Genomic DNA, 26488 nt, shown 5'->3' with positions numbered 1-26488 from the left:
CCCGGATCATGTTCGGGAAAGTCGCGGCCTTCGAGTTCCGCTATCAGCTTCGCCAGCCCGCCTTCTGGGTCATCTCCATCCTCTTCTTCCTGCTGAGCTTCGGCCTGATCGCCCAGCCGAACGTCAGCTTCAACGCAGGCGGAAACGTCTTCAAGAACGCGCCCTATGCGATCGCGCAGGCGCATCTGGCCTTCAATCTGTTCTTCATGCTGGCGACGACGGCCATTGTCGCCAACGTCGTGGTGCGTGACGCCTCGACAGGCTTTGGACCCATGATCCAGGCCAGCCGGTTGTCGAAGTTCGACTACCTCTATGGCCGCTTCCTCGGCGCCTTCGCCGTGGTGGCCCTGGCCTTCCTGTCGGTCGCGCTGGGCATCCTGATCGGCACGCTGATGCCGTGGGTGGACAAGGAGACGGTCGGGCCGTTCCGTCCGCTGGACTACCTCTACAGCTTCGTGGTCATGGGCCTGCCGGGCCTGCTGTTCACTTCGGCGGTCTTCTTCACCCTGGCGACGGTGACGCGCTCGATGATGGCCACCTATGTCGGCGTCGTCGGGGTCTTCATCCTCTACATGACGACGACCACGGTGTTCGGCTCCAAGCCGGAGCTGGAGTCATTGGTGGCCTGGCTGGAGCCCTTCGGCGCCGGCGCCTATGGTCTGGCGACCCGATACTGGACCTCGGCCGAGAGGAACACGATCAACGCGCCGCTGACCGGCATCCTGCTGGGCAACAAGCTGCTGTGGCTGGGCGTCAGCCTGGCCTTCCTGGCCGCTGCCTTCCCGCTGTATCGTCCGTCGCCGCGTGGGGCCAAGCTGCGCACGCAGGAGAAGCTGCGGGCTCTGGCCGACGTCGAGCCCGAACCCTTGGCGCCGGTCGGGCCTCTTGCGTCGCCGTCCTATGGCTTCAAGGCCGGCTGGACGCAGCTGATCTCGCGGACGGCCTTCGAGATGAAGACGGTGTTCAAGAGCCCCGCCTATATCATCATGCTGAAGCTCGGCTTCGCCTTCGGCATCGCCGTCCTGCTGTTCGCGGGCGAGATGTACGGCGCGCCGGTCCTGCCGGTGACGCGGGTGGTGATCGAGACCCTGGGCGGCTCGTTCACCCTGATCGTCCTGATCATCGCCATCTACTATTCCGGCGAACTGGTCTGGCGCGACCGCGAGCGGCGCATGCATGAAATCATTGATTCCACCGCGACGCCCGACTGGACCTTCCTGCTGCCCAAGACGCTGGCCCTGATCCTGGTGCTGGTCTCGACCTTGGTGGCGGCCTCGGTGGCCGGGATGATCGTGCAGACGATCAAGGGTTACACCAACTACGAGATCGGCAAATACCTGTTCTGGTATATCGCGCCCCAGTCCATCAGCTTCGCGTTGACGGCGGTGCTGGCCATCTTCGTGCAGTCGCTGTCGCCGAACAAGTTCGTCGGCTGGGCCGTCATGGTGGTCTATCTGATCTCGACCATCGTCCTGTCCAGCATAGGCTTCGACCACGTCCTCTACCGCTATGGTTCGGGCACGGGGATGCCGTTGTCGGACATGAACGGTCTGGGCAAGTTCGCCGGCTACGCCGCCTGGATGCAGGCCTATTGGTCGGCCTTCGCCGTGGTGCTGCTGGTCATCGCCTATGGTCTGTGGCGCCGGGGAGCGGAGACGCGCTTCATGCCGCGTCTGAAGCGTCTGCCGCGTCGCCTGATGGGGCCGGCGGGCGTGATCGGCGGCGTCGCCCTGACCGCCTTCGTGGCCCTGGGCGTCTTCACCTACATCAACACCAACGTCTGGAACGAGTACCGCAGCCGCGACCAGCGTGAACAGTTGATGGCGGACTACGAGAAGACCCTGCTGAAATACGAAAAGCAGGCCCAGCCCGAGATCACCGACGTCAAGCTGGCGCTGGATATCTATCCGCACCAGCCGCGCCTGACGACCAAGGGAAGCTACGTCATCGAGAACCGCACGGCGGCTCCGCTGAGCGAGGTCCACCTGCGCTGGAACGGCGACCTGAAGATCGAAAAGCTGGACGTTCAGGGCGCAACGGTGGCCAGGGAGTGGCCCGAGTTCGAGTACCGCATCTATCGCTTCGCTGCGCCGATGCAGCCGGGCGAGAAGCGGACCATCGCCTTTGAAACCGTGCTGGAGCAGCGCGGCTTCAAGAACAGCGGCGACACGACGCGGATCGTCGACAACGGCACCTTCGTCAACAACGGCGAGTTCGGCCTGACCATCGGCATGGGTCGCGACGGTCTGTTGTCGGACCGCGCCAAGCGCCGCAAGCACGGCCTGCCCGCCGAGCTGCGCATGGCCAAGCTGGAGGACGAAAGCGCGCGGAACCACAACTACATCGGTTCCGGCTGGGTCAACGCCGACATCACCGTGACCACGGTCGCCGATCAGACGCCGATCGCGCCGGGCTACAAGGTGTCGGACGTGACCAAGGACGGCCGCCGCACGGCCCGTTTCGTCACCGAGGCGCCGGTGCTGAACTTCTTCTCGGTGCAGTCGGCTGATTATCAGGTGGCCAAGGAGCAGCACGGTTCGATCGAACTGGCCGTCTACTACCACAAGGGTCACGAGCGGAACGTGGCGCGGATGCTGACGGGGATGAAGTCGGCGCTGGACTACTACGGCACGGCCTTCAGCCCGTATCAGTTCCGTCAGGCCCGGATCATCGAGTTCCCCGCCTACGCCACCTTCGCCCAGGCCTTCGCCAACACCATGCCCTACTCGGAAGGGATCGGCTTCATCGCCGACCTGACCGACGAGGAGAAGATCGACTACGTCACCTACATCACCGCCCACGAGGTCGGGCACCAGTGGTGGGCGCACCAGGTGATCGGGTCGGACCAGCAGGGCTCGACCCTGCTGTCGGAATCCCTGGCGCAATACTCGGCGCTGATGGTGATGGAGAAGCTGTACGGACCCGACAAGATCCGCCGCTTCCTCAAGTATGAGCTGGACCGCTACCTGCGCTCGCGCGGCATGGAGCGGCTGGAGGAGATGCCGCTGCTGCGCATCGAGAACCAGCAGTACATCCACTATCAGAAGGGCGGCCTGGTCATGTACCTGCTGCGCGACCAGATCGGCGAGGAGGCGGTCAACCGCGCCCTGCGTCGGGTGCTGGCGCAGTACGCCTTCAAGCCCGCGCCCTATCCGCGCTCGCTGGACCTGGTCGCGGCCCTTCGCGCCGAGGCCCCGGCGGACAAGCAGGCCCTGATCACCGACCTGTTCGAGAAGATCACCCTGTATGACGTGAAGACCAAGTCGGTCACGGCGACCAAACGCGCCGACGGCAAGTGGGACGTCGCCCTGACGGTCGAGGCCCGCAAGCTGTACGCCGACGGGAAGGGCGAGGAGACCGAGTCCCCGCTGAACGAGACGTTCGACGTCGGCCTGTTCTCGGCCGAGCCGGGCAAGGGGGCGTTCGACCGCGGGGCCGTCATGCTGATGGAGCGCCGTCCCCTGCGCAGCGGAACCCAGACCTTCCGCTTCGTCGCCGACAAGAAGCCGGCCTTTGCGGGGATCGACCCCTACAACCGCTGGATCGACCGCAACTCCGACGACAATGTCAAGCCGGTCGAGTGACGTCTGAAGCCTCTCCTCTCGCTGTCCGGCGGGAGGAGAGGCGCCCTACGCCGAGTTAATCCTGCCGCCTCAATTTAGACTCGATCCGCTACGCATGTAGCGCTACAAATGTAGCGTCAGCCGATGCGGAGAGTTGGTCGTGATCGAGTCCTTGCCCCGTCGCGAACGCGAAGTGTTCGAGACCCTTTGTCGACTGGAGGCCGGGACCGCCGCCGGGGTGCGCAACGCCCTGACCGACGCGCTCAGCGATTCCGCCATCCGCACCCTGCTGGCCCGCCTGGAGACCAAGGGGCTGGTCGAGCGGACGGCGGGCGCCGACGGCTTCGTCTATCGTCCGGTCCCGCGCACCGAGGCCGTCGCGGCCGGCGCCCTGCAGCGGATGATCGACACCTTCTTCGCCGGGTCCGCCGCCAGCGCCGCCACCGCCCTGCTGGGGCTGGGCCAGCGCCTGACGGCCGACGAGGCGGCCGCCCTGGAGCGCGCCATCGACGAAGCGGTGGAGCGTCAGCCATGACCCTGGCCCTGTTTCTATCGCTGCTGGTCAAGTCCAGTCTGATCGTCGCTGCTGGCCTGATCGTCGCGCGTTTCGTGGCGCATCGGGCCGCCGACCGCGTGGACATTCTGCGGGCGACCGTCTGTCTGTTGCTGGCCCTGCCGGTGTTGGTGGCGGTGCTGCCAGCCGTTGAGTTGGCCCTTTTGCCCGCAGCGGCCGCCGTAGCCGAGGCGCCGACGCCGTTGTGGTCGGGCGAGGTCGGGCCGGTCGCAGGCGTGGCTGTTTCGGGCAGCCTGTTGTCGCCGTCGCTGGCGACGTTCGCCGCTGGGTTCTGGGTTCTGGGCGCAGCGGCGGTCGTGGTGCGGCTGTTGCTGGGCCTGCGCACCCTGAGCCGCTGGACGGAGCAGGGGCGGGCCGTCAAGTGCCCGGCCTGGCGTTCGCCGCTGGAGCCGCTGGCGCCCGCCGCTCGCCCGCGTCTGGTCAGCAGCGACCGAGTAGCCAGCCCTCTGAGCTGGGGCGTGGCGCCGGGCGTCATCGTGGCCCACCTGCGGCGCAAGGACTGGGTCTTCCTGATCCTGTCGCGGCTGGCGCTGGCGCTGTTCTGGTTCAATCCCCTGGTCTGGCGGCTGTCCGTCGTCCTGGCCGAGACCTCCGAAGAAGCCGCCGACGCCGAGGCCGTGCGGACCGTCGATCGTCGGGACTACGCCCGCGTCCTGGTCCGATTGGCCGCCCATCCCGCCTCCTGTCCCGCGACCGCCATGGCCGCCGACGCCCACACGCTTGAAAAAAGGATCGCCTGCATCATGACGAACACGTCTGCTCGCCGCCGCCCGCTGGCGGTCGCCCTGACCGTCGCCGCGCTCGCCGTCGTCGCCACGCCCCTGGCGGCCCTGGAGCTGAGGGAACAGGCGTCCGCCTATGCGCCGCCTCCGCCTCCGCCGCCGCCGCCGGCTCCGCCGGCACCTCCCGCGCCTCCGGCGCCGCCTGCATGGCGCGCGCTCCAAGCCCCGCCTGCGCCGCCGGCCCCGCCCGCGCCGCCAGCCCCGCCTGCCTCTCCCCGCGGCGTCAGCTACTATTATTACGAGAACGCCACGCCCGAGCAGCGCGCCGCGGCAGACGCCGCCCGTGAAAGCGCCCGCCACGCCCGCGCTCAGGCCGCCGTCGCCCGTCGACAGGGCGACGACGCCCGCAAGCAAGCCGTGGAAGCCCGTGCTCAGGCCGCTGTCGCCCGCCAGCAGGGCGAAGACGCCCGCCAGCAGGCCGTGCAGGCTCGCGCCCAGGCCGTCGTCGCTCGTGAGCAAGCGGTCGAGGCCCGCGCCCACGCCGTGGTCGCCCGCCAGCAAGGCGAGCGCGCCCGCGAACGCGCCGCGCGCAGCCTAGTCTCGGCCCGCGTGCAGATGAGCAAGGGCGCCGAGGAGATGCATCGGGGAGCCGACGAGATGCGCCAAGAGGCCGCCCGTCTGCGCAATCCCGCCTATCGCGCCGAGCAGATCGCTCGCAATCGCGACCAGGGCCGCACCGTCACCGACGCCGAACTGATCGCCCTGAGCCCCCGTCTGGTGGAGCGCGCCAAAGATCTGGACTGTCGCGCAGAAGAACTGGCGGCGCGCGCCAAGAGCGTCGCCTGAGCCGGGATCAGGACGCAGCCATCACCATTCTGAAAGGCAATCCATGAAGTTCGCCTATGCACTAGCCGCTCTGCTGCTGACGTCGGCCTTTTCGCCAGTTGCTTTGGCGGCGCCGATGCCAGGGCAAGTCGCGGAACGACCTGCAGACGATGCGGAGATGAAGGCCGCTTCCGTGCCGGTGGAGAACTACATCAAGGCGCTGCAAACGGGTAACGCCGACTATGCCCGGCTGGCCTTTCACAAAGACGCCCGGATGATCGGAAACAACCGTGCGGGTTATCTTTCGATGCCCATTGAAGAATGGATGGCAGGCTTTCAAGGCCAGCCGAGCGATGATGAAGCGCAGCGCAGGCGCAGCTTTCAGATCATTGACCTGACCCCCACCACGGGCGTCGCACGAGTGGACCTTTCCTACCCCGGCGTGACCATGATCGACTATATGACGCTGCTGAAAGTCGACGGAGAGTGGAGGATAATCAATAAGTTATTCCACGTCATTCGTCCGTCGGCGCCGGCGGAGTAGCTGAAAATCAGAGCCGGAGGCTCCGTCGTGCGGTCCGCGCCGCGCGGCGGAGCTTTCGTCTATGGCCCGTTGGCGGTGGGGGCGATAGGCTGGGGCATGGCTCGCCTTTTCCTGATCTTGTCCGCCGTCGCCGCCGTTTCCTTGTCGGCCTGTGCGTCTGGTCCCAAAGTCGTCACCACGCCGCCCGCAGTTTTGCCGAGCACAGCCCCGACCTATCGACTGATCGAGCCTGAACCGGCCTCAGCGGCGGACCAGGCGGTTCTGGCGGCGGTTCGCGGTCAGTTGGCCGCGCAGGGCTGGCGTGAGACGCGCGAGGCGCCGGTCTGGCGAATTGAAGCCGCCTATGCCGTTCGTCCGCAGACGACGGGCGCCTATTCCGACGTTTCGGCGCGTGAGGGCGACTGGCTGGACGCGCCGGTTCTGCCGCAATGGTGGGGGCGTAAGCGCCTCACCCACAGCCTGACCTTGACGCTGCACGGACCCGAGGCCGCGCCCGGCGCCTATCACGCCGGCGCCGTCACGACGGTGGGCGCCCGGCGGGCCAACGAGGCGCTGGCCGCTCTGGCCGCCGCCGCGGTCGCGGAACTGAAGCCCGCGCCCTAGTCGGCCTCGATGACGCGGGGCAGGGTCAGGACGAAGGTGGCGCCGACTTCTCCGGCTTCGTAGCGGACATGGCCGCCATGCCGTTCGGCGACGGTGCGGACGAAGGCCAGGCCCAGGCCCGCGCCCCGGTGATCGGCGTCGCCGTGACCGAAAGGCTGGAACAGCCGCCGCGCCGCCTCGGTCGAGAGGCCCGGACCCTGGTCGCTGATGCGGAGGATGCAGACGGCGCCGTCGTCGGATGCGCCGACGTCCAAGGTGCACCTGATGACGCCCTTTGGCGGGCCGTACTTCAGCGCGTTGTCCAGCAGGTTGGTCAGCAGGCGGCGCAACAGGGCGGGGTCGCCCTCGACCAGATACTCGTCGTCGCCTATCGGCGTCTGAATGGTCACGCCCTTGGCCGAGGCCTGGGGCCACAAGGTGTCGGCGGCGTCCATCAGCACCTGCCCCAGGTCGATGACGACGGCGCGATAGGGCTGGGACTCCGCCCGCGCCAGCTGGACATAGCCTTCGGCCAGATCCAGCGTTTGTCGCGCATAGTCGCCGATACGGCGTTCGAAGGCGGGATCGGCCCGGCTCTGGGCGCCTTCCAGCAGGGTCAGGATCGACACCTGCGGCGCTCTCATGTCGTGGCTGAGCAGTTGCAGCGCCTGTTCGCGCTGGCGCTCGGCGGCGCGGAACAGGGTCATGTCGGCGAAGCGGACGATGTGGCCGACAGGTTGTCCCGCGGCGTCGGTCAGGGCGGCGGCGGCGGCTTTCAGGACGTGTCCGTTCGGCGTGCGGATATCGCCCGGGTCGGTTTCGTCGGACACGAGGAAGCGCCGCCACGACGGCTCGCCCAGCGATTGGAACAAGGCCGCCAGATCGACCTCGTGATCCAGGGCAGGGCCGAACAGGTCGCGCGCCCGGTCGTTGGACAGCAGGACGCGGCCGTCCGGATCGGCCACCACCGTGGCGTCGGGCAGGCTGCGCAGGGCGTCCGAGATGAAGCGGTCCAGGTCGCGAAGCTGCTTCAGGGCCGTGCGCAGAGCGTCCACCTGTTTCGCGACCACGTCCCCCTGCGGGCGGGCGGAGGTCAGGGGCGCGGTCGGCAGCGCCGGACCTTCGCGCTCGAAGGCCTCGACCTCGCTCTGCATATAGGCGGAGGCGGCGGCCAGGCGTCGCCAGCTCCAGAAGGGGTAGGCCAGGGCCAGACCCGCAATGGCCGCGGCGGGCGGGAACCACAGGCCGGCGAACCTAAAGGCGATCAGGCTGCCCGCCAGGGTCAGAAGGATCAGGCCGGCGCCCAGCACCATGTTGACGACGGGGCGCAGAAACAGGAAGCCGCAGACCAGCAGGCTCAGGGGCAGCAACGACAGCGCCAGCAGCCAGGCCGGGGGCAGGGGGCGCGGACCGCCGCCCTCCAGCAGGGTTTGCAACAGGGCGGCCTGAATCTCGACGCCTGGACTCAGTTCGCCGTGCGGCGCTGCCGGGGTGGCGTAGCGGTCGCCCAGACCGGGGGCGGTCGCGCCGACCAGCACCAGTTTGTCCTTCAGGAAGGCGGCGGGAACCTCGCCGTTCAGCACGTCTGCGAAGGACAGGGTGCGGAACCGTCCCGGCGAGCCGCGATAGGCGATCGCTTCGGGGCAGGCGGCGATCAGGGCGTCGGGCGTCGCGGCGTCGGGATCGGGCGGCGGCACGGCGACGCGGGTCTTCGCCAGCGGCAGGATCAGTTGCGGCCAGACCTCGTCGCCGCCCTGCATATAGAGGGGCAGGCGGCGGATCACGCCGTCGGCGTCCACCGTCAGGTTGACGTGGCCCAAGCCGGCTGCGGCCTGGGCCAGAGGCGCGTCGGGCGGGCTGACCCGCCAGGGGGCGCCGTTCTCGCCGGGAGCGTCGATCAGCAGGGGCAGATGGACGTTTGTCGCACGCGCCAGCGCTGCGGCCAGGGCGGGATCGTCGGCGGCGGGTTCCGTGAACAGGACGTCGTAGGCGACCGCGCGAGGCCGGGCTTGGCTCAGCCGGTCGATCAGGTCGGCGTGCACCGCGCGCGGCCACGGCCAGCGGCCCAGCGCCTGCACGCTGCGGTCGTCGATGGCCACGATGACGATGGCGTCGTCGACCGGACCGTCATCAAGCCGGATCAGGGCGTCATAGACAATGTTGTCGACACGGTCGGCGGTCGGACTGAGCGCCAGCCAGCCGACCACCAGGGCCGTCGCCACGGCGACCAGCGCCCACTCGATCAGCGCGCGTCGCCCCGTCAGCCTGGCGCCCAGCCAACGGCCTCGGACCACGGGTCAGCGCCCGATGCGGAGTTGCTGCGGCTCCGACCAGACCTGCAGCAGGCGGCCGAAGCGATGGCGCGACCCCTGAACCCGCCACGTGTAAACGCCGGGCGGCAGATCGCTCAGGGTGAAGGCCTGATCGGTCAGGCCGGGGTGATCGGCGAGCGGCGGTCCCTCCGGCGCGCCGTCGGCGCCCTCTCGCGACAGCTGAAAGCGGAAGGCGGCCTCGCCTTCGCCCTCGGCCTCCCAGCGGAAGCGGTAGAAGCGGCGTCCGTCCTGGCTCGATTGACTGGCCGCCAGGCTGCCGACGCCGTTGCGGGCGCGGATGAAGCTATAGGTCGTGCTGCGGCCCTCGACGCCGTCCGGCGACAGGCCGCTGAGGCGCAGGAAATAGGCGCCGTCCGCCAGTTCGGCGAAGCTCAGGCGGGTGTCGCCGGAAGCCGAGTCCGCTTCGGCGAAGGCGTCGATCATGCCCGCATCGGTCGCCAGCCGCCCTCGGAAGCGATCAGCGCCGGGCAGGGCGTCGACTCCGAAGGTCACGTCGCGGCTCGATTGAACGTCGTCGGGACGGGTGAGCGTGGGGGCGGGCAGGAGCGGGACCAGGCGCGCGCCCGTTTCATTCGCAGTCACGCCTTCGGCGGCTGCTGCGATCGCCTCGGCCGTTCTGTCACCGGAATCGACCTCGACCCTGCCCTTGATGACCTCGGTGGCGGAGCGATCGCCGTCGTCGTCGAACGAGACGCGGAACTCGGTGCCGCGCACGGCCGAAACCGAAACGGGCGTGCGCACGACAAAGCCGCCGGGACGTTGACGGGGCGTGACGCTGGATTCGGCGCGACCGGCCTCGACCGTCATGGCGTGATCGACCGCGCCGTTGAGCGCGTAGCGCCGCAGGCGCGTCAGTCGGACCCGGCTGTTGGACGGCACGACGACATGGCTGCCGTCGGACAGGGCCAGCCGCACGAAGGCGTTGGCGCCGGTGGTCAGAACGGCGCCTTCGGATACGGTCTGTCCCTGCGTCGGGACGCCCGTCGAAGGACCCTGGGTCAGGCTCACCGCGCCCCGGAACCCGGCGATCCGCGCCTGATCCGGGTCCGCCCGCAGCAGGTTGACGGGAAAGGCCAGGGTGCGCCCCACGGTCAGGCGGCGCGGATCAGCAACCCGGTTGCTACGCTGGACCTGACGATAGTCGGTCGGACGGTTCAGATAGGCGACGGCTAGGTCGATCAGGGTGTCGCCGGGCAGCACGCGGTAGTCGATCGTCTCAGGCGCCGAAGCAGGCGCCCGTGATTGTGCGAAAGAGGGCGAGGTCGAAAGCAGCGCCGCCACAAGACCGGCGGCCATCGCCCGTTTTTGCATCATTCCGTCGTCTCTTCCGCATTCCAGGTCGCGACCGAGGCCGCGGCTGCGATCCCATAGGGCGCGTTCACGCGCTCCAGACGGTATCCGTAGCTGTAAATGGGCGTCAGACGAAAGCCCTGCTCGGGCCGCAGGCCCAGTTTGGTGCGGATCCGCGAGATGTGCATGTCCAGCGACCGGCTGTTCAGATTGGGTTCGTTGCCCCAGACGGTTTCCAGAATATAGGTCCGCGACAGGGCGCGATGCAGGTTGCGGAACAGAAGCTGCGCCAGGCCGAATTCCTTGGCGGTCAGCACCACCGTCTGGCCGTCGCGCGTCACGGCGCTGGCGGAGGCGTGGAAGACGGTGTCGCCATGCACCTCGGCCCCCGGCGCGGAGGGCTGGGCGTAGGCGCGGCGCATCAGGGCACTGATGCGCGCCGCCAGAACCGGCGGAGACAGGGGCTTGGGCAGGTAGTCGTCGGCGCCGGCGTTCAGGCCCGCCACGATGTCCTCGTCCTCGGCGCGGCTAGTGACCAGCAGCATCGGCGGCGGCGGCCGCAGGTTGGTGCGCGCCCAGGCCAGAACCTCCAGCCCAGAACGATCGGGCAGGTTCCAGTCCACGATCAGGAGATCAAAAGTGTCCTTGCGCAGCGCCGAGATCAGCGCCTGGGCGCGAGAGAAAAGCACAGGACGATAACCGAGACCCTGGGCCGTTGCGGCCATGGCTTCCAGCTGGACTGAGTCGTCGTCGAGAACTGCGATCTTCATTTTACTGAACGCTCCGGGTCCCGTTGACCATAGACCGCCGGTTCGAGGTTGTGGTCAAACTCGGCCGTTCAGAATGTAAATTTGCGTCAACTCGCGCCCTGCCGCCTTTGCGCGGCGTAGGGCGACAGGCGCTCGGCGGCATCGCGGCACAGGGCCTTGATCCAGCGCCGCGCCGCCTTCAGCCGGGCGGTGCCGTGAACCTCGCGGTGGGTGCTGAGCCAGAAGCGGCGCTCGATCAGGACATGGTCGGGCAGGACCCGCGTCAGCCTCTCGGCCAGGAAACAGGGCAGGACCCCGATCCCGCCGCCCGCCGCGATCATGTCCCGCTGGGCCCGGATCGAGGACGAGGCCAGGCGCGGCCGCAGGTTGGGGCGGATCTCGTCCAGATAATGCAGCTCCGGCGCATAGATCAGGTCATCGACGTAGCCGACGATGTCGAAGCGCGGCAGGTCGTCCACGCGCTCCGGCGCACCATGACGCGCGACGTATTCGGGCGCGGCGTAGAGGGCCAGTTGATACGGCGTCAGCGGCTCGACGATCAGGCGCGGGCTGGCGGCGGGGCTGAGGGTGATGGCCATGTCCACCTCGCGGCGGCTGGGCGACAGGAAGCCGGAACTGGCGGCCAGTTCGATGTTCAGGCCCGGATGCGCCGCCAGCAGGCCGGGCAGGGCGGGGGCCAGGACGGCGCCGCCGAAGCCCTCCGAGGCGCTGATCCGCACCGTGCCGGCGATCAGGTCGGGCCGCGTCACTCGTTCGGCGGCCTCCATCGCACTCTCGGCGTCCAGCGCCGTCTCCAGCAGTTGCGCCCCCGCCGCTGTCAGCAGCAGGCCTGAGGCCGAGCGCACCACCAGCGTCGATTTCAGCGCCGTCTCCAGCCGCGCCACGCGCCGCCCGACCGTGGCCGCGTCTATGCCCAGCCGCTGGGCCGCCGTGGCGAGCGAGCCAGCGCGCGCGGCGGCGATGAAGATGCGAACGTCGTCCCAGTCGAACATTGCAGGAATGCACAGCATAGGATGCAAGATTGCAATGGGTGGCGAGGCCTCGGTCTGCTAGGCCATGATCAAACGAACAACGACATCACAGGAAACGCCTCCCATGCGCGACATTCGCCACTTCATCGACGGTGCGGCCTTCGACGGCGCATCGGGCCGTTTCGGCGACGTGTTCAACCCCAACACCGGCGAGGTCCAGGCCCGCGTCCAGCTGGCGACCGTCGCCGAGATGGACCGCGCGGTTCAGTCGGCCCAGGCCGCGTTCGAGGGCTGGTCCAGCACCAACCCGCAGCGCCGCGCCCGCGTCATGTTCGAGTTCAAGCGCCTGGTCGAGGCCAACATGAACGAGCTGGCCGAGCTGCTGTCCTCGGAACACGGCAAGGTCATCGCCGACTCCAAGGGCGACATCCAGCGCGGCCTGGAAGTTATTGAATTTGCTTGCGGCATCCCGCACGCCCTGAAGGGCGAATACACCCAAGGCGCCGGCCCCGGCATCGACGTCTATTCCATGCGCCAGCCCCTGGGCGTGGTGGCGGGCATCACCCCGTTCAACTTCCCCGGCATGATCCCGATGTGGATGTTCGGCATGGCGATCGCCGCCGGCAACACCTTCATCCTGAAGCCGTCGGAGCGTGACCCGTCGCTGCCGGTGCGTCTGGGCGAACTGATGATGGAAGCCGGCGCACCCAAGGGCGTGCTGAACGTTGTCCACGGCGACAAGGTGGCGGTCGACGCCATCCTGACCCACCCCGACGTCCACGCCGTCAGCTTCGTCGGCTCGTCCGACATTGCTCACTACGTCTATCAGATGGGCGCCCAGCACGGGAAACGCGTCCAGGCCATGGGCGGCGCCAAGAACCACGGCATCGTCCTGCCCGACGCCGACATGGATCAGGTCATCAAGGACCTGTCGGGCGCGGCCTACGGCTCGGCCGGCGAGCGCTGCATGGCCCTGCCGGTGGTGGTGCCGGTCGGCCAGCGCACGGCGGATGAACTGCGCGAGCGTCTGGTTTCGGAAATCCCCAACCTGCGCGTCGGCGTCTCGACCGACGCCGAGGCCCATTACGGCCCGGTCGTCACCCAGACCCACAAGGACAAGGTCCTGGGCTGGATCAGCAAGGGCGTCGAGGAAGGCGCCGAACTGGTCGTCGACGGCCGCGAGTTCAGCCTGCAGGGCCACGAGAAGGGCTTCTTCATCGGCCCGTCGCTGTTCGACCACGTCAAGCCCGAGATGGAATCCTATCGCGAGGAGATCTTTGGCCCGGTGCTGCAGATCATGCGCGCCGCCAGCTTCGAGGAGGCGCTGAGCCTGCCGTCCAAGCACCAGTACGGCAACGGCGTCGCCATCTTCACCCAGAACGGCCGCGCGGCTCGCGACTTCGCCGCCCGCGTCAACGTCGGCATGGTTGGCATCAACGTGCCGATCCCGGTGCCGGTGGCCTATCACTCGTTCGGCGGCTGGAAACGTTCGGCCTTCGGCGACATCAACCAGCACGGCATGGAAGGTCTGCGGTTCTGGACCAAGACCAAGACCGTCACCGCCCGCTGGCCTGACAGCGAGCTGGAGCACGCGGACAGCTCCTTCGTCATCCCGACGATGGGCTGATGCGGTTTCCTCCCCACGCAGTGGGGAGGGGGACCACGAAGTGGTGGAGGGGCTTTCTTCGGCGGAGCGGCCCCTCCGTCTCGGCGGCTTTGCCGCCGATCCACCTCCCCATTTCATGGGGAGGAGAGGGCGCGTTCAGCTCAGCGTATACGGGATCACCCCCCGCTCGTTGTCCGGCACGCGCAGCGTTCGGTCGATGGGCGGGAAGGCCCGCTGGGCGCAGTCGGTGCGCTCGCAGATGCGGCAGCTGACGCCCATGCGGGTGGGCGGGCCGTTCAGGTCGAGGCCCGCCGCATAGACCAGCTGGTCAGCGTGTTCGATCTCGCAGCCCAACCCCAGGGCATAGCGGCGGTCCGGTTCGAGATAGGAGCCGCCCGGCTTGGACACGCTCTTGGCGATGCAGATGTAGCGTGAGCCGTCCGGCATTTCCGACAGGTTGACCAGGATGCGGTCCGGGGCGCCGAAGGCCTCGTGCACGTTCCACAGGGGGCAGGCGCCGCCGAAGCGGGCGAACTGGAACCGCGTGGCGCTGTGCCGCTTGGTGATGTTCCCGGCCATGTCCACGCGCGCGAAATAGAAGGGCACGCCGCGCCAACCGGGGCGCTGCAGCGTCGAAAGCCTGTGGCAGACCTGCTCGAAGCTGACGTGGAAGCGGTTCCTCAGCCGGTCCACGTCGTGCCGCAGTTCGCGCGCCGCCTCAAGAAAGCGACGATAGGGCAGCAGCAGGGCCCCCGCCGCATAGTTGGCCAGACCGACCCGGCAGACGTCGCGCGCGGCGGGAATGTCGAAGGCGGCGCGGTCCAGTTCATGTTCGATCAGGTCGTGGAAGCGCAGCAGCACCAACTGGTGCGCCATCAGGAAGCACCGCGTGGCGCCGGGCAGGCTGGCGTCGACATAGAGGATGCGCGCCGCAGGATCGAAGCGCCGCATGGCTCCGCGCCCGTCGCCGGTGGCCAGCCGCACCCCGCACAGGTCGTTCAGGGCGGCCTCCAGATCCCGCTCCGGGTGGCCGCCGGAACCCAGCCCCAACTGCTCCGCCAGCGCCTCCGCCGCCTGATCCAGAACGTCGATGTAGTTGTCGCGATAGTGGAAGAAGTCGCGCACCGCCTCATAGGGCAGGGCGGGGGCGGCTTGCGCCCGCTCGTCGCGGCCCAGGGTCTCGTTTAGCGTCTTCAGCCGCTCATCGAGGCGGCGATAGTCCTGGTGCAGGGCCAGGAACTGTCGCGCCAGCCGGGGGGTGTTGGTCACCGCCTGCTTTAACTCGACCGGCGAGGGGGCCTCGGCGTGGCCGGCCACGTCGGTGACGGCCTCGCGCAGGTCGGCGATCAGGCGGGCGTCGCCGTCCAGATCGAACAGGCTGGCGTCCACGTCGAAGGCCCGCGTCAGGGCGATCAGAACCCGCGCTGTCGCCGGGCGTTGATTGGTCTCGATCTGCGACAGGTAGCTGGGCGACAGGGCCAGCCGTCCGGCGCAGGCTTCCAGCGTCCAGCCGCGCGCCTCGCGCAGCTTGCGCACCTTGGCCCCGAGATAGAGTTTTTCCGCCATCGCAACTTTGCAAAACAGCCCGTCGACCTTGGCAGGCTTACGCACTTACGCCCCTTTTGCAAAGTTGCGATTGCCTTTCTGCAACGGAGCGTCTTGTTGAGCCTCAAAGATTTCAGGGAGTCGCCCACACCATGAGCCAGGCCATCCTCGAGGAGCTTGAGCGCCGTCGCGCCGCCGCCAAACTGGGCGGTGGCCAGAAGCGTATCGAGAGCCAGCATGCCAAGGGCAAGCTGACCGCGCGCGAACGGATCGAAGTCCTGCTGGACGAAGGCAGCTTCGAAGAGACCGACATGTTCGTGGAGCATCGCAGCCACGACTTCGGCATGGACCAGCAGCGCATCCCCGGCGACGGCGTCGTCACCGGGCGCGGCACCATTGGCGGCCGTCTAGTCTATGTCTTCTCCAAAGATTTCACCGTCTTCGGCGGCTCTCTTAGCGGCGCGCACGCGGCCAAGATCGTCAAGATCCAGAAGATGGCCCTGACGGCGGGCGCTCCGATCATCGGCCTGTTCGACGCGGGCGGCGCCCGCATCCAGGAAGGCGTGGAATCGCTCGCCGGTTACGCCGACATCTTCCTGCAGAACACCCTGGCCTCGGGCGTCATCCCGCAGATCTCGGTCATCATGGGCCCGTGCGCGGGCGGCGACGTCTATTCGCCGGCCATCACCGACTTCATCTTCATGGTGAAGGACACGTCCTACATGTACGTGACCGGCCCCGACGTGGTGAAGACCGTCACCAACGAGGTCGTCAGCCATGAGGACCTGGGCGGAGCCCGCGTCCACGCCGGCAAGTCGGGGGTCGCCGACGGCGCCTTCGAGAACGATCTGGAGGCCCTGTCGGAAGTTCGCCGCCTGATCGGCTTCCTGCCCCTGTCGAACCGTGAAAAGCCGCCTGTCCGCGACTCCTATGACGAGCCGGATCGCGACGAAGCGTCGCTGGATACCCTGGTCCCGACCAATCCGAACCAGCCCTACGACATGAAAGAGCTGATCCTGAAGACGGTTGACGAGGCCGACTTCTTCGAGATCGGCGCCGACTTCGCCAAGAACATCATCTGCGGCTTCGGCCGCCTGGATGGCCAGAGCGTCGGCATCGTCGCCAACCAGCCGCAAGTGCTGGCGGGCGTTCTGGACATCGACAGCAGCCGCAAGGCCGCGCGCTTCGTCCGCTTCTGCGACGCCTTCCACATTCCGCTGGTGACGCTGGTGGACGTGCCGGGCTTCATGCCGGGCACCAAGCAGGAGTACGGCGCCCTGATCAAGCACGGCGCCAAGCTGCTGTTCGCCTATGCCGAGGCCACTGTGCCCAAGCTGACGGTCATCACGCGCAAGGCCTATGGCGGCGCCTATGACGTCATGAGCTCCAAGCACCTGCGCGGCGACGTCAACTACGCCTGGCCCACCGCCGAGATCGCGGTCATGGGCGCCAAGGGCGCGGTCGAGATCATCTTCCGCAAGGAGGCCGGCGACCCCGAGGCCCTGGCGGCGCGCGAGGCCGAATACAAGGCCCGCTTCGCCAACCCCTTCGTGGCGGCGGGTCTGGGCTACATCGACGACGTCATCATGCCCCACGGCACGCGCCGCCGCCTGATCAAGGCCCTGCGGACGCTGAAGAACAAGACCCAGGAAAATCCCTGGAAGAAGCACGACAACATTCCGCTGTAACTCCGACCGTTTCCAAGGGGAGAGCCTTCAGGGTGATCACGATGCAGCTTTCAAGACCAAGGGCGATGATGGTCGCCCTGAGTTTGGCGATCGGCGCTGCGGTTGCCGGTGGGACTGCTGACGCCTGCAGTTTGGTTTCCCACGCAGACAATGGCCGTTACGTCGGCGGGGACTTGCTCGCTCAGGTTACGGCGAAGGCTGATACGATCCAGATCGTGAAGGTGTCGGCGAAGCATCTTGTCAGCCGCACCTATACTGAAGGTGACTGGTATCTCCGCTTTGGGGATAGAAATGTTCCGGCAGATTTTCCCGAGTATATCGACGAGTTCGTTTTCGAGCTTGATCCGGTGGAAACGCTGAAGATCGGGAGCTTCACCTCAGACCCTGCGTACGAGAACCATCTGCGCATTCGAGGCTATGGGCCTGAGGCGCTGCAAGGTTTGGGCGGGGAAGAAACGCAGAGCGCGTTTCGCCCCAACGCTTTGCCTTACTGGCTCTTAGAGCGCCCTGGAAACGATGGTTACGCCTTCATAGGTGCGGCGGAATATGCTGGGCTTGGGGGAGGCGAGTGCTTCTCGCCCTATGTTCTCGAAGTCGGCCAAACGCTGGTGGCGTTTCGGGGCTCACTAGGGCGCCTGTATCCAGCTTCGGGCGCATTTCCCCTCGAAATAGACGTCGAGTTCCGCACCGGACGCCAGAAGCAGCGCTTCACCCTGAATATGCAGTCTCTCGTCCCCATCGCCGGTCCCGACGACGCATTCGTGGCGCACCTACGACAAGCGCTTGCAGCAGACCGAACCAGATAAATAACTGAGATTTCAAATGTTCTCTAAAATTCTCATCGCCAACCGGGGCGAGATCGCGGTTCGCATCATCAAGACCTGCCGCAAGATGGGCATCAAGACGGTGCTCGTTTACTCGGACGCCGACGCCGGTTCGCTGGCCTGCGAGATGGCCGACGAGACCATCCACATCGGGCCGTCGCCCGCCGCCCAGTCCTATCTGATCCAGGACAAGATCGTGGACGCGGTGCGTCAGTCGGGCGCCGAGGCAGTCCACCCCGGCTTCGGCTTCCTGTCGGAAAACCCGGTGTTCGCGCGTCGTCTGGAGGCCGAGGGCATCACCTTCATCGGCCCGAACCCGCACGCCATCGAGGCCATGGGCGACAAGATCACGTCCAAGAAGTTCGCGGCTGAAGCGGGCGTCTCGACCGTGCCGGGCTATATGGGCCTGATCGACACGACCGAACACGCGGTCCAGATCGCCAACGAGATTGGCTATCCGGTCATGATCAAGGCCAGCGCCGGCGGCGGCGGCAAGGGCATCCGCGTCGCCCATTCCGACGCCGACATGGCCGAGGGCTTTGCCGCGGTGAAGGCCGAGGCCCTGACCGCGTTCGGCGACGACCGGGTCTTCCTCGAGAAGTTCATCGTCAATCCGCGCCACATCGAGATTCAGGTGCTGGGCGACAAGCACGGCAATATCGTCTCGCTGTTCGACCGCGAATGCTCGATCCAGCGCCGCAACCAGAAGGTCATCGAAGAGGCGCCGTCGCCCCTGCTGGACGACGCGACGCGCAAGGCCATGGGCGATCAGGCCATCGCTCTGGCCCGGGCCGTGAACTACGACTCGGCCGGCACTGTCGAGTTCGTGGCAGGGCAAGACCGCAGCTTCTACTTCCTGGAAATGAACACCCGTCTGCAGGTCGAGCACCCGGTGACGGAACTGATCACCGGCGTCGATCTGGTTGAACAGATGATCCGTTCGGCGGCCGGCGAGACGATGGCGTTCAAGCAGGAAGACCTGTCGATCAACGGCTGGGCCATCGAGAGCCGCATCTACGCTGAGGACCCCTATCGCGGCTTCCTGCCGTCGATCGGCCGTCTGGTGCGCTATGAGCAGCCCGAGGAAGGCGATCAGGGGGACTATACCGTCCGCAACGATTCCGGCGTCCGCGAGGGCGACGAGATCTCCATGTTCTACGACCCCATGATCGCCAAGCTGTGCGCCTGGGGCGAGACGCGCGAAGCCGCCGTCACCGGCATGGCCCGCGCGCTGGAGGACACCCACCTGTCGGGTTTGGGCCACAACGTGCCCTTCCTGTCGGCGGTGATGGATCAGGAGCGCTTCAAGTCCGGCGAGCTGTCGACCAGCTATATCAAGGACGAGTTCCCCGACGGCTTCCGCGGTCTGGAACCCAGCGAAGCGCAGAAGGACATCTTCATCACCGTGGCCGCGGCGATGAACGAGGTCCTGGCCGAGCAGGCGGGCGATCCCTCGGAACGCACCGACTGGACCGTGCTGATCGGCCGCGAGGCCCACGACGTGTCGCTGTCCTATGACGAGGCGGAGGATCTGGTCATCTCGCTGGACGAGCGCGACCTGACCCTGTCGGAAATCGACTGGCGTCCGGGCATGGCCCAGTTCCGCGCTGTGCTCGACGACGAGCCCTTCACCGCCGAGGTCAAGCGCGCGCCCGACGGCTTCGACATTCGCCACCGGGCGGCCAAGGCCCGCGTCCGCGTCCTGACCCCGCGCGCGGCCGACATGTATCAGCGCCTGCCTGAAAAGGTCGCCGCCGACACCTCCAAGCTGGTGCTGTCGCCCATGCCGGGTCTGGTCGTCGACATCCCCGTGGCCGTCGGTCAGGAGGTCAAGTCGGGCGAGACCGTCGCCATCATCGAAGCCATGAAGATGCAGAACATCCTCAAGGCCGAGCGCGACGGCGTGGTGAAGGCGGTCGGGGCCAAGGCCGGTGATCCGGTCGCCGCCGACGATGTGTTGGTGGAGTTTGCGTAAATGACGACCTTTCCCACGCCGAGCCCGCTGGAATGGCGGGAACAGGCCGAGAAGGCGCTGAAGGGGCGGGCGATCGAAAGCCTGCTCCACCTCGACGCCGACGGCCTGGTCATCCGGCCGCTCTATGCCGACGCGACCGGGGTGCAGGCGCTGCGCGCGCCGCGCACGACGGACGCCGAGGGGCGGGCGTGGGACCTGCGTACCCTGGTCGAGGGCGACGAGGCGGCGGCGATCAACGCCGCCGTCCTGACCGACCTTGAAAACGGCGCCGCCTCGGTGGTGCTGAAGGGCGCGTTCACGACCGACGAGACGACGCTGGCCGCCGCGCTGGACGGTGTGGCTCTGGAACTAGCGCCCGTCGCGCTGGATGCGGGCTTTGAAGGCGTGAAGGCCGCCGAGGCCCTGTCGGCCGTGGCCAAGGGTTCGCCCCGCGCCCAGCTGCAGTTCCACCTCGATCCGATCTCGGCCTATGCCGAGGCGGGCCCCGAATCTGGGAAGGGCGAGATCGACGCCGCCGTGAGCGAAGCGGCGGACGCCGCCGTGCGTCTGGCCGGGACCTATCCCGACGCCAAGCTGTTCCTGGCCTCGGGCCGCGTGGTGCATGAGGCCGGCGGTTCGGCGGGGCAGGAACTGGCCTTCGCCGCCGCCAGCGCTGTGGCCTACGTCAAGGCCGCCGTCCTTGCGGGCCTGACCACCGAGCAGGCGCTGAAGGGCGTGGTTCTGGGTGTGTCCGTCGACGCCGAATATTTCGACGCCCTGGCCAAGGTGCGGGCCATGCGCCTGATCTGGGCCAGCGTGTCCAAGGCCTTCGGGCATGAGACGCCTGCGATCATCGAGGCCCGCTCGTCGCGTCGGATGCTGTCGGCACGCGATCCGTGGCCGAACCTGCTGCGCCTGACCGCCGCCGGTTTCGCCGGCGCTGTCGGCGGCGCCGACGTGGTGGTGCTGGACGCCTTCACCCGCGCCGAGGGCCGTCCCGACGCCTTCGCCCGCCGTCAGGCCCGCAACACCCAGCTGGTGCTGATGGAAGAGGCCAATCTGGGCCGGGTGGATGATCCCGCCGCCGGGTCCTGGTTCCTGGACAGCCGCACCCGCGATCTGGCCGAGGCCGGCTGGAAGGAGTTCCAGTCCATCGAAGCCGAAGGCGGCGTCGTCGACGCCCTGAAACACCACCTGATCCAGCCCCGCGTCGAACGCGCGCGCGGCCAGTTGGAAGCCGCGCTGAAGGACGGCGGCCGCCACATGGTCGGCGTCACCAAATACGTCGATCCCGATCCGCGCCCGGCCCCGGTCGAGACCGCCGATCCCGCCTACATCCCCCTGCACGCCGCCGCCCTGACCCCTGTGCGCTTCGCTGCGCCCTTTGAGGTCGCATCCGAGGAGGCGAGCCAATGAGCTTCCCCGACTTCTCCAAGGTCGACCTCGACCTGACCGCGACTGGCTCAGGGCCAACGCGCGACCCTTGGCTGACGCCCGAGGGCCTGACGGTTCAAACCGCCTATGGTCCCGAGGCGCTGAATGGCCTGGACGCCATCCACGGCCTGCCGGGCTTTGCGCCCTATATGCGCGGCCCCTATCCGACCATGTATGCGGGCAATCCGTGGACGATCCGCCAGTACGCGGGCTTCTCGACCGCCGAGGAGTCCAACGCCTTCTATCGTCGCAACCTGGCGGCGGGTCAGAAGGGCCTGTCCATCGCCTTCGATCTGGCCACGCACCGGGGCTATGACAGCGACCACCCGCGGGTGAAGGGCGACGTCGGCATGGCCGGCGTGGCCATCGACAGCATTCTGGATATGCGCACCCTGTTCGACGGCATCCCGCTGGATCAGATGTCGGTGTCCATGACCATGAACGGCGCCGTCCTGCCGATCCTGGCCCTCTATGTCGTGGCGGCGGAAGAGCAGGGCGTGCCGCACGCGGCCCTGACCGGAACCATTCAGAACGACATTCTGAAGGAGTTCATGGTCCGCAACACCTACATCTATCCGCCCGCGCCCTCGATGCGGATCATCTCGGACATCTTCGCCTGGACCGCGCAGGAGACGCCGAAGTTCAACTCGATTTCCATCTCCGGCTATCACATGCAGGAGGCGGGGGCCTCGGCCGACATTGAGCTGGCCTACACGCTGTCGGACGGGCTGGAATACATCAAGGCGGGCGTCGACGCGGGCATGGACGTGGACCGGTTCGCGCCGCGCCTGTCCTTCTTCTGGGCCATCGGCATGAACTACTTCATGGAGGTGGCCAAGATGCGGGCCGGCCGCCTGTTGTGGGCTGAAAAGGTCGCCGAAAAGTTCTCGCCCAAGGACCAGCGCTCGCTGTCGCTGCGCGCTCACTGCCAGACCTCGGGCTGGAGCCTCGCGGCGCAGGACGTGTTCAACAACGTGTCGCGCACCATGGTCGAGGCCATGGCGGCGGCGGGTGGCCAGACGCAGAGCCTGCACACCAACGCCCTGGACGAGGCCCTGGCCCTGCCGACCGACTTCTCGGCCCGGATCGCGCGGAATACGCAGATCCTGCTGCAGATGGAGACGGGCCTGACCCGCACCATCGACCCCTGGGGCGGCAGCTTCTACGTCGAGCGTCTGACCCACGAACTGGCCGAGCGCGCCCGCGCCCACATGGCCGAGGTCGAGGCCCTGGGCGGCATGGCCGCCGCCATCGAGGCCGGCATCCCCAAGCTGCGCATCGAGGAATCCGCCGCCCGGACCCAGGCCTGGATCGACACCGGCAAACAGACCGTGGTCGGCGTGAACCGCTATCTGAACGACACGCCCGACAGCATTCCGATGCTGAAGGTCGACAACGCCGCCGTCCTGGCCGCCCAGATCGACAAGCTGAAACGCCTGCGCGCCGAGCGCGATCAGGCCGCGACCGACGCCGCGCTGGAGGCCCTGACCAACGGCGCGCGCGGAAACGCCAACCTGCTGGAGCTGGCGGTTCAGGCCGCCCGCGCCAAGGCCACCGTGGGCGAGATTTCCGACGCGCTGGAGGCCGCCTTTGGCCGTCACATCGCCTCGGTGAAAACCGTCTCGGGCGTCTATGGCAAGGAGGCGGGCAGCGATCCCAAGGTCGCCCGCGCCCGCGACATGGTCGCGACCTTTGTCGAGAACGACGGCGGCCCGCCGCGCATCCTGATCGCCAAGCTGGGTCAGGACGGCCACGATCGGGGCCAGAAGGTCGTCGCCACCGGCTACGGCGACATCGGCTTCGACGTGACGGCAGGAGCCCTGTTCCAGACGCCCGCCGAGGCCGCGCGCGACGCGGTGCAAAACAATGTCCACGCGGTCGGCGCCTCGTCGCTGGCGGCGGGGCACCTGACCCTGGTTCCGGAACTGCGCGCCGAGCTGGCCAAGCTGGGGCGAGAGGACATCATGATCGTGGTCGGCGGCGTCATTCCGCCCGCCGACGTCCAACCCCTGCTCGATATGGGGGCGGCGGCGGTCTATCCGCCCGGCTCGGTCATCGCCGAGACGGCGGCGGACCTGATTGAAAAGCTGAACCTGCGGCTCGGCTACGCCCAGCCTGCGCCGGCGGAGACAAAGTAATGATCGGCAACCTGAACCACGTCGGCGTCGCCACGCCCTCCATCGCTGACTCGATCAAGCTGTATCGCGACATCCTGGGCGCGACGAAGATCGGCGAACCGTTCGATCTGCCGTCGCAGGGGGTGAAGGTCTGCTTCATCGACACGCCGACGGCCCAGATCGAACTGATCGAGCCCTATGACGAAACTAGCCCGATCACTGGTTTCCTGGCCAAGAACCCCAAGGGCGGCCAGCACCACGTCTGCTTCGAGGTGGCCGACATCCACGCCGCCGTCGCCGAGATGCGCGCCAAGGGCGTGACCATCCTGGGCACCGGCGAACCCCGCATCGGCGCCCACGGCACGCCGGTCGTCTTCCTGCACCCCAAGGAGATGGGCGGGGTTCTGATTGAACTGATGGAAGCGCCGAAAGAGGCGCACTAAGTCAAAAGGCCCGGTCGATGACCGGGCCTTTTCTTTTCGTTAGAACAGGATCTTGCGCAGACTGATGCGGAAGGTCCGGCCCAGCGGGTCCAGATAGTCGCTCTGATAGGACAGCGGCGTGTTCCCTTGCGCGTCGCGGACTTCGAGGCGCGAGTCGAACAGGTTCTCGACGCCGAAGTTGATGCGCGCACCCTTCAGCCAAGGATATTTCTCGACCCAGCTCGCACGCGACGACAGGTCGGCGAAGACGTTCAGCCCGACCGTCGTCTGGTCCGAGAAGGTCAGGTCCTGCGCGCCCGAGCCGCCGCCGTCGATATGGGTGGAATCCCGCCAGTTGGCGTGCATGAAGGCGCCCATGCCGCTCTTGAACACGCCGGCCTGCATCTGGATTTCGTTCTTCGGCTGACCGCCGCGCGAGCCCGTGGCGGCGCCGTTCAGCAGGTCCAGCACCGGCAGGCCGTCGCGGATCGTGATCTCATCCTGGATCCGGTAGGTGTGATAGAGCGAGAAGTTGAAACGGCCCTGGCCCGGTTGCCCGCCGCCGCCGCGCGGACCGCCGCCCATCCGCATCATCGGGCCGCCCCCGCCGCCCGGCCCCCCGCTGCTGATCGTCATCGTGGAGGGGCCGCCGCCGCCCATGCGCGAGCCGCCGCCGGGGCCGCCAGAACGCGGCCCGCCGGGACCGCCCATGCCCATGCGCGCCGCTGCGGCCGGGTCCGGCTTGCCGAAGGGGGTGGAGTAGTTGAAGCCCCAGCGGACTTCTTGGCGTTCGGTCCCCTGGAAGTTCAGGGGACGGGCGTCGATCGACAGAAGATTGCCTTCCGCGTCGCGGGTGAAGCGTTCCGGCAGGGCGGCTTCCAGTTCCGGGGTGATGGTCGGGAAGGCGGCGATCGAGTCGTCGACCTGGGTCCGCGTATAGTTGGCGGTCAGGCGCAGGTCCTTGTCCTTGATCGGGGTCAGATTGATCCCGAACCGCAGGGTCTTCCTGGTTTCTTCGGACAGGCCGAGGTTGCCGCCCTCGATGCGGGTGATGTTGACCGACTGGCCGGTGGCGAAGTCGTAGACCGGCACGTTGGGGGTCGAGATCGTCGGGTCGTTCAACTGCGACATCGACGGGGCGTTCTGTTCCTCGGCGTAGCTGGCCGAGACGTTGAACGGCTCCCACGGTGTCCAGTTCAGGCCCAGTGTGTAGGAGGTCAGGCCGCCGAAGTCCGACAGGTCTTCATAGCCCAGGTTCAGATTGGCCGAGAGATCGCCCAGAACGCTGAGGACTTCACGGCTCTTGCTGGCGATGGGCAGGTTGAAATTGCCCGAGGCGCTGGCGCGGTCGCGCGACAGCGAGCGTTCCGAAAAGACGCCCGACCGCACACTCTCGGAGTCGAGGGTCTGGGTGTTGAAGCCGACCTTGAGGGTCGAGTTCAGATTGCCGGCTGGACCTTCCCAGGCGTTGCCGTTGAACACGGCCTCGACGTTGGCCAGGCTGGAGACCGAGCGGGCGGTGTCGACGCCGCGCGCGGGAATGGCCGGCAGGTCAGGGAAGGGGGTGATCGTCCCCGTGCGCGTCTTGGTCTCGGTGCGGTCGTAGCCGCCCGTCAGCGTCCAGCGCCAGTCGCCCAGGAAGCCGTCGGCGACGAAGCCCGCCTTGCCCGCCAGGGTGTCGTTGATGCGCGACAAGGGGCTGTTGTCGGGCGGGGGCAGGCTGACGCCCGGCAGGCCCAGGTAGCTGAAGCTGGTGGTGTCCTCCAGGCTGCCGCTGACCGTCAGGGCCGTCGTGCCGTTCAGATCGCGCATCATCGAGCCGCGGACCGTGCCCTGTTCGCGCTCAGGCAACAGGGTGCGATAGGCGTTCGGGTCAACGGCTGCGGGCGCGCCGTCGGTGGCGCGGATGATGTTGCGCTCGGTCTCGAACAGCGGCGTGTCGTTCTGGTAGCCCAGATCCATCGTCCAGCGCTGCTTGCCGGCGATGCGCAGGAAGTTGCTTTCCAATTGGGTGGAGGTGCGGCCGCCCTGATCGGGGCGGCGCGTGCTGGCTTGCAGGGTGACGGAGCGGAACTGCGCCTTCAGGACGAAGTTCACCACGCGCTGGTCGGCGGTGTAGCCATAGGCGAGGGCGGCGTCCTCGGGCAGGACTTCGGTGCGCTCGATGGCCTCCGGCGGGATGCCCTGGATTTCCTGGAAGCCCGAGATGCGGCGGCCGTTGACCAGCAGCACCGGCATGCCGCCGCCACCACGCGAACTGCGCGTCTGCGGCTCGAGGGCGGTCAGAAGCTCGGCGATGCTGCTGGCGCCATAGGCCTTGATCTGTTCCTCATCCAGAACCAGCTCGGGTTCGAAATCGCCCACGGCCGCGCCGCGCTTGGCGCTGGTCGTGGCGATCTCGCCCAGGTCGTAGGTTTCTTCCTCGTCGTTCTTTCTGGCCTGTGTCTGGGCCTGTTGCGTCGGTGCGACCTCGACCGGCGCCGCGACGGCGGGGTCCAAAGAGGCGAGAGCGAGCAACATCACGACGGGCGACATGCGAAATCCTGACAGAATGCGGGGGCGGTGGACGTCGCCCCCCGTTGACGTCTGTCAGTTCGCTTAGAGACCCATGTGCGCCGAATAATGGCGGTTCACGGCCTTCAAGATTAAAGCCCTGTAATGCTGCAGAGGAACCACAACGAAGCTGACAGGTCTGTTCAAACGCAAGAAGGGGCGAAGTCCGTC

General features: G+C 67.5%; 18 protein-coding genes. 12 read left to right on the top strand and 6 right to left on the bottom strand.

Features of this window, described 5'->3' with window-relative positions; genetic code table 11:
• The first annotated feature begins 8 nt into the window (after nt 1–8).
• From AC3IS2_RS09705 to AC3IS2_RS09685, 5 genes are all read left to right on the top strand, one after another.
• A complete protein-coding gene (locus AC3IS2_RS09705; RefSeq protein WP_489197492.1) occupies nt 9–3584 on the top strand; it encodes an ABC transporter permease/M1 family aminopeptidase in 3576 nt (1191 codons plus the stop codon).
• Nucleotides 3585–3723: 139 nt separating this feature from the next.
• Nucleotides 3724–4098 (top strand): BlaI/MecI/CopY family transcriptional regulator, encoded by a 375-nt coding sequence (locus tag AC3IS2_RS09700; protein ID WP_489197490.1) that lies wholly within the window; start codon nt 3724–3726, stop codon nt 4096–4098.
• Nucleotides 4095–5705, top strand: a complete 1611-nt coding sequence (locus tag AC3IS2_RS09695; RefSeq protein ID WP_489197489.1) for a M56 family metallopeptidase — start codon at nt 4095–4097, stop codon at nt 5703–5705. Before AC3IS2_RS09700 ends, AC3IS2_RS09695 begins: the two co-directional genes overlap by 4 nt.
• 43 nt (nt 5706–5748) lie before the next feature.
• Complete coding sequence (locus AC3IS2_RS09690; protein WP_489197488.1) at nt 5749–6228, top strand: nuclear transport factor 2 family protein; 480 nt, start codon at nt 5749–5751, stop codon at nt 6226–6228.
• Nucleotides 6229–6324: 96 nt separating this feature from the next.
• The gene (locus tag AC3IS2_RS09685) at nt 6325–6831 is read left to right on the top strand and encodes a hypothetical protein (protein ID WP_489197486.1); all 507 of its coding nucleotides are present in this window, start codon (nt 6325–6327) and stop codon (nt 6829–6831) included.
• Here AC3IS2_RS09685 and AC3IS2_RS09680 read toward each other — a convergent pair.
• The 4 genes from AC3IS2_RS09680 to AC3IS2_RS09665 all read right to left on the bottom strand — a co-directional run bounded on the left by AC3IS2_RS09680 (nt 6828) and on the right by AC3IS2_RS09665 (nt 12195).
• Nucleotides 6828–9104 (bottom strand): CHASE2 domain-containing protein, encoded by a 2277-nt coding sequence (locus AC3IS2_RS09680; RefSeq protein WP_489197485.1) that lies wholly within the window; start codon nt 9102–9104, stop codon nt 6828–6830. The two genes, AC3IS2_RS09685 and AC3IS2_RS09680, sit on opposite strands and share 4 nt — an antisense overlap.
• A 3-nt stretch (nt 9105–9107) precedes the next feature.
• On the bottom strand, nt 9108–10454 hold the full coding sequence (locus tag AC3IS2_RS09675) for a FecR family protein (protein WP_489197484.1): 1347 nt from the start codon (nt 10452–10454) through the stop codon (nt 9108–9110).
• Nucleotides 10454–11203, bottom strand: a complete 750-nt coding sequence (locus AC3IS2_RS09670) for a response regulator transcription factor (protein ID WP_489197483.1) — start codon at nt 11201–11203, stop codon at nt 10454–10456. The genes AC3IS2_RS09675 and AC3IS2_RS09670 overlap by 1 nt, the downstream gene beginning before the upstream one ends.
• An 86-nt stretch (nt 11204–11289) precedes the next feature.
• The gene (locus AC3IS2_RS09665) at nt 11290–12195 is read right to left on the bottom strand and encodes a LysR family transcriptional regulator (RefSeq protein ID WP_489197481.1); all 906 of its coding nucleotides are present in this window, start codon (nt 12193–12195) and stop codon (nt 11290–11292) included.
• Between the two features lie 103 nt (nt 12196–12298).
• Here AC3IS2_RS09665 and AC3IS2_RS09660 point away from each other — a divergent pair, with 103 nt between their 5' ends.
• Nucleotides 12299–13801, top strand: a complete 1503-nt coding sequence (locus AC3IS2_RS09660) for a CoA-acylating methylmalonate-semialdehyde dehydrogenase (RefSeq protein WP_489197480.1) — start codon at nt 12299–12301, stop codon at nt 13799–13801.
• Between the two features lie 135 nt (nt 13802–13936).
• Here AC3IS2_RS09660 and AC3IS2_RS09655 read toward each other — a convergent pair whose 3' ends face one another.
• Nucleotides 13937–15391 carry a short-chain fatty acyl-CoA regulator family protein gene (locus tag AC3IS2_RS09655; protein WP_489197479.1) on the bottom strand — a complete coding sequence of 485 codons (1455 nt, stop codon included), beginning with the start codon at nt 15389–15391 and terminating at the stop codon, nt 13937–13939.
• 86 nt (nt 15392–15477) lie between these two features.
• Between AC3IS2_RS09655 and AC3IS2_RS09650 the strand changes: the two genes are divergently transcribed.
• From AC3IS2_RS09650 to mce, 6 genes are all read left to right on the top strand, one after another.
• On the top strand, nt 15478–17013 hold the full coding sequence (locus AC3IS2_RS09650; protein ID WP_489197477.1) for an acyl-CoA carboxylase subunit beta: 1536 nt from the start codon (nt 15478–15480) through the stop codon (nt 17011–17013).
• A gap of 65 nt (nt 17014–17078) precedes the next feature.
• Nucleotides 17079–17819 (top strand): hypothetical protein, encoded by a 741-nt coding sequence (locus tag AC3IS2_RS09645; protein WP_489197475.1) that lies wholly within the window; start codon nt 17079–17081, stop codon nt 17817–17819.
• A 16-nt stretch (nt 17820–17835) separates the two neighbouring features.
• A complete protein-coding gene (locus tag AC3IS2_RS09640) occupies nt 17836–19812 on the top strand; it encodes an acetyl-CoA carboxylase biotin carboxylase subunit (RefSeq protein ID WP_489197474.1) in 1977 nt (658 codons plus the stop codon).
• On the top strand, nt 19813–21207 hold the full coding sequence (locus AC3IS2_RS09635; RefSeq protein ID WP_489197473.1) for a methylmalonyl-CoA mutase family protein: 1395 nt from the start codon (nt 19813–19815) through the stop codon (nt 21205–21207).
• Nucleotides 21204–23363 (top strand): methylmalonyl-CoA mutase, encoded by a 2160-nt coding sequence (scpA, locus tag AC3IS2_RS09630; RefSeq protein WP_489197472.1) that lies wholly within the window; start codon nt 21204–21206, stop codon nt 23361–23363. The genes AC3IS2_RS09635 and scpA overlap by 4 nt, the downstream gene beginning before the upstream one ends.
• Nucleotides 23363–23785, top strand: a complete 423-nt coding sequence (gene mce, locus AC3IS2_RS09625; protein ID WP_489197470.1) for a methylmalonyl-CoA epimerase — start codon at nt 23363–23365, stop codon at nt 23783–23785. The genes scpA and mce overlap by 1 nt, the downstream gene beginning before the upstream one ends.
• Before the next feature lie 39 nt (nt 23786–23824).
• Here mce and AC3IS2_RS09620 read toward each other — a convergent pair whose 3' ends face one another.
• Nucleotides 23825–26299 carry a TonB-dependent receptor plug domain-containing protein gene (locus AC3IS2_RS09620; RefSeq protein WP_489197469.1) on the bottom strand — a complete coding sequence of 825 codons (2475 nt, stop codon included), beginning with the start codon at nt 26297–26299 and terminating at the stop codon, nt 23825–23827.
• Nucleotides 26300–26488: the final 189 nt, after the last annotated feature.

The organism is Brevundimonas sp. KH_025 (assembly GCF_057839885.1).
Note: the sequence above shows the minus strand (reverse complement) of the source record. Positions and strands in the feature narration are given on the sequence as shown.